At 47.8% G+C, this 983-nt stretch carries 7 tRNA genes and 1 rRNA gene; all 8 read right to left on the minus strand.

Annotated features, from left to right (window positions below):
• Positions 1–60: 60 nt before the first annotated feature.
• The 8 genes from CD31_RS00160 to rrf all read right to left on the minus strand — a co-directional run bounded on the left by CD31_RS00160 (position 61) and on the right by rrf (position 824).
• A tRNA-Phe gene (locus CD31_RS00160) sits at positions 61–133 on the minus strand.
• Positions 134–148: 15 nt separating this feature from the next.
• Positions 149–224: transfer RNA gene (locus CD31_RS00165), tRNA-Asp, on the minus strand.
• Positions 225–227: 3 nt separating this feature from the next.
• Positions 228–302 (minus strand) — tRNA-Met (locus CD31_RS00170).
• Between the two features lie 26 nt (positions 303–328).
• Positions 329–404 (minus strand) — tRNA-Val (locus CD31_RS00175).
• Positions 405–419: 15 nt separating this feature from the next.
• Positions 420–494, minus strand: a tRNA-Glu gene (locus CD31_RS00180).
• A gap of 24 nt (positions 495–518) precedes the next feature.
• Positions 519–610: transfer RNA gene (locus CD31_RS00185), tRNA-Ser, on the minus strand.
• Positions 611–615: 5 nt separating this feature from the next.
• Positions 616–692, minus strand: a tRNA-Asn gene (locus tag CD31_RS00190).
• A 16-nt stretch (positions 693–708) separates the two neighbouring features.
• Positions 709–824, minus strand: a 5S ribosomal RNA gene (rrf, locus tag CD31_RS00195).
• Between the last annotated feature and the right edge of the window lie 159 nt (positions 825–983).

Below are 983 nucleotides of genomic sequence, written 5' to 3' on the forward strand. Positions count from 1 at the left end.
GACCTACTGATTACAAGTCAGTTGCTCTACCTGCTGAGCTAAACCGGCAAAAAAACAAGATGGGTCAGGACGGAATCGAACCGCCGACACTTAGAGCTTCAATCTAATGCTCTACCAACTGAGCTACTGACCCATATTTTAAAATAAATGGCGGTCCCGACCGGGATCGAACCGGCGATCTCCTGCGTGACAGGCAGGCATGTTAACCGCTACACCACGGGACCATTTGGTTGCGGGGGCTGGATTTGAACCAACGACCTTCGGGTTATGAGCCCGACGAGCTACCACTGCTCCACCCCGCGATAATACTATAATGTTGTAAAAATAATGGTGGAGGATGACGGGCTCGAACCGCCGACCCTCTGCTTGTAAGGCAGATGCTCTCCCAGCTGAGCTAATCCTCCATCTGGGTATTGAATTGGTGACCCCTACGGGATTCGAACCCGTGTTACCGCCGTGAAAGGGCGGTGTCTTAACCACTTGACCAAGGGGCCATCGTTTGGAACACATCAAAGTGCTGGCGGAGAGTAAGGGATTTGAACCCTTGAGACAGTGTTAACCGCCTACACGATTTCCAATCGTGCTCCTTCGGCCACTCGGACAACTCTCCAAGAATGGCTCCGAAGGCAGGACTCGAACCTGCGACAACCTGATTAACAGTCAGGTGCTACTACCAACTGAGCTACTTCGGAATAATTTTAGTATATAACCTAGCGACGTCCTACTCTCACAGGGGGAAGCCCCCAACTACCATCGGCGCTAAAGAGCTTAACTTCCGTGTTCGGTATGGGAACGGGTGTGACCTCTTTGCCATCATCACTAGACTATTTGAAAGACAATACTTATTATAACATATCTTATAAAAATTACAAGTATATTCTAATATTTTATTCTTTCAAAACTGGATAAACGGTGCATTGAATGTTTCAAACTTTTTTGGTTAAGTCCTCGATCGATTAGTATTCGTCAGCTCCATGTGTCAC

Source organism: Lysinibacillus boronitolerans JCM 21713 = 10a = NBRC 103108 (assembly GCF_000772935.1).
Taxonomy (GTDB): Bacteria; Bacillota; Bacilli; order Bacillales_A; family Planococcaceae; genus Lysinibacillus; species Lysinibacillus boronitolerans.